Raw genomic sequence first — 2,694 nt, forward strand, 5'->3', positions numbered from 1 at the left:
ATGTCGATTTGAGCACTGTTGATGTACTTCTCGTTGGTGAATTCACGGATGCCCTCCGCGCCCATTTCACGGCCAAAGCCTGAAGTCTTGATCCCGCCGAATGGGATGGCTGGGGATGCCATGGTTGGCTGGTTGATTGATACGGCACCTGATTCCATGGCTGCTGCCAAGCGGGCTGCGTTAGCTGGGTCTTCAGTGTAAACTGAGCTGCCCAAACCGAAGTCAGTACCGTTTGCCAGTTCGATTACTTCGTCTTCAGTCTTGTATGAGAACAGCATCAATACTGGCCCGAAGATTTCTTCGTTGAAGATTGGGTTGTCTGGAGTTACACCAGTCAAGATAGTTGGTTGTACCCAAGCGTCGCCTTCTGGCACCTTTGGACCTACTTCTTCTGCAGTTGCCCCGTTTTTTACTGCCTTGGCGATTTGTGCCTTGATCTTGTCGGCTGCCTTCTTTGAGCTGACTGGTGACAGAGTAGTGTTCGGGTCAAGCGGATCACCGGCTACCATGCCGTTGATTGCCTGTTCTACGCCGCCCTTGAAGGCGTCAAAGAGGCTTTCGTGGATGAACATCCGCTTGTCACCGGCACATACTTGGCCGGAGATAGTCATTCTGCCCATGATGGCGCCTTGAACTGCCTTGCCCAAGTCCGCGTCTGGGAGTACGACCATGGCGTCTGAGCCACCAAGTTCCATAACGCACTTCTTCAAGTTCTTGCCTGATTCAGCTGCGATTTGCCGGCCGACTGGAGTTGAGCCAGTCAGAGTTACGCCGCAGATCCGCTTGTCAGCGATCAATGCGTTTGATTGTTCATAGTCAATAAAGAGGTTGGTGAAGCAGCCTTCTGGGAAGCCGGCGTCACGGTAGAGCTTTTCCATTGCCAGTGCTGATTGCGGGCAGTTGCTTGCGTGCTTAAGAACAACTACGTTACCAGCCATCAATTGAGCGGCACTTGGACGGGTCATTTGGAAGAATGGCACGTTCCATGGTTCAACCATGTAGATGATGCCCAGTGGCTGGTAAATGCCGACAGCGTCACCGGCCATTTCATCAGTGGTCTTTACGTAGTGAGGCTTAAGCAGGTCCTTAGCGTTGTCTGCGTAGTATTCCATGATGTCTGCACAAAGGTTCATTTCCCAAGCAGCGATAGTAACCAGTTTGCCAGTTTCGGTTGCGTTGATGGCTGCAAGTTCATCTCTGCGTTCTCTTGCCAATTGTGCAGCCTTCTTCATCAAAGCTGCCCGTTCTTCAAAGGTAGTCTTTGACCATTCCTTGTAGGTTTCGTTGGCCTTAGCCAGCTTGCCTTCAAGTTCTTCGTTGGTCAAGTTGTCGAATTCTGCCAGTACTTCGCCGGTGTATGGGTTAGTAGTCTTGTAAGCCATGTTTGTTTTCTCCTGTTTCTATTTTCAGTTTGTTTCGGTTATCTATTTTTTGCTCTCTTGATCATGCTTTTAGTTTACGAGCTTTAGGCTTCTTTCTGAACATCATATCCTGCCTAAAGCCAATCACTTCGTGCCAAGTTACATGTGATGCTTGGCCATTCTTTCTTCGAAAATGTCGTTGACGATCTTGCGCATCTGCTCTTGGGCATCAGCGCTAACTTCTGCTTTTTCAAATTCAGCGTAGATCTCCGGGAACTCCCTGGCGATCAGCTGACAGGTCTTGCCAGTCGCGTGATTTCTGACAAAAGAAGGAATTCTTTCCATATATTCTTACTTGACCAGGTCAATGATCCGCTTGTTTGCTTCGGTGTTTATTGCTATCATTTCCTTTCAATTGAGCTGTTGTATTTATAGCTTCAATTACTTCTTTGAGCTGCCGCGAACTTGCATGTTGTAGACATTGTTCATCAGCAACTTCTTTGGCATCATTGGTGACATTGGCAGGAAGATCTTCTGCATCCCTACCAAGCCAGAAGTCACGTTCAGTTCACCCTTGAGCATTCCTTCGTAGCCGTCCTTGGCAACTGGCATTGGGCTTTGCGCCTTGTCAAACAGAGCAGTGTCGCCCAGACCACCTGCGCTGACAAAACCAGTAGTCATCGCACCAGGCATCAGGCAAGTTACAGTTACGCCCGTGCCTTCCAATTCCCGCCAAAGTGCGTTTGAGAAGCTAGTCATGTAGGCCTTTGTTGCGTAGTACACTGCTTGCAGTGGCCCTGGCATTACGGCAGCGGTTGAAGATACGTTCAAGACCTTGCCGCTGCCCCGCTTGATCATATCCTTCAAGAAGAGCTTCAAGATTCTGGTTGGAGTTTCAACGTTGACGGCGATCATGGACATGTCCTGTTCCATGGTCCGTTCTCTGGCGAAGTCCCCTTGGCCACCGAAACCGGCATTGTTGATCAAGATGTCTGGCAGCACATTTTCTTTCTTAGTAAAGTCGTAAATGGTTTGAGCTGCTTCTGGCTTTGAAAGGTCAACTGCCAGAGTCAAAACATTGACGTCGTACTTCTTCTTGGTTTCTTCAGCTTGCTTGTCCAGTTTTGCCTGGCTGCGGCCAACCAGGATCAAGTCGCCGCCCTTTTCAGCGTGGATGTTGACGAAGCAAGTACCCAGACCGCCATATGAACCAGTGATTAATGCTACATTCTTCATGTTGTGCCTCCGTATTGCTTAGATGTTTTTCTTTCTTGCTTGATTTGTTGAGATAATCATACCAAGATCAATGGCGGCAAAATACATCATAAGATTC

The 2,694-nt window shown here is 48.8% G+C and carries 3 protein-coding genes; all 3 read right to left on the reverse strand.

The features are described from left to right. Positions 1–1,382: aldehyde dehydrogenase family protein (locus ACI32D_RS02950; RefSeq protein ID WP_439775159.1), on the reverse strand; the 1,382-nt coding region annotated here is incomplete at its 3' end. 138 nt (positions 1,383–1,520) lie between these two features. Then, positions 1,521–1,706 (reverse strand): hypothetical protein, encoded by a 186-nt coding sequence (locus tag ACI32D_RS02955; RefSeq protein ID WP_439775160.1) that lies wholly within the window; start codon positions 1,704–1,706, stop codon positions 1,521–1,523. Positions 1,707–1,802: 96 nt separating this feature from the next. Further along, positions 1,803–2,597: an SDR family NAD(P)-dependent oxidoreductase gene (locus ACI32D_RS02960; RefSeq protein WP_439775161.1), complete on the reverse strand. Its 795-nt coding sequence runs from the start codon at positions 2,595–2,597 to the stop codon at positions 1,803–1,805. Positions 2,598–2,694: the final 97 nt, after the last annotated feature.

The sequence above is a fragment of the Lactobacillus sp. genome, from assembly GCF_051873315.1.
Lineage (GTDB): Bacteria > Bacillota > Bacilli > Lactobacillales > Lactobacillaceae > Lactobacillus.

Coding starts and splice junctions, on each gene's coding strand:
- ACI32D_RS02960 (WP_439775161.1), bottom strand. CDS start 2,597: ATGAAGAATGTAGCATTAATCACTGGTTCATATGGCGGTCTGGGTACT.
- ACI32D_RS02955 (WP_439775160.1), bottom strand. CDS start 1,706: ATGGAAAGAATTCCTTCTTTTGTCAGAAATCACGCGACTGGCAAGACC.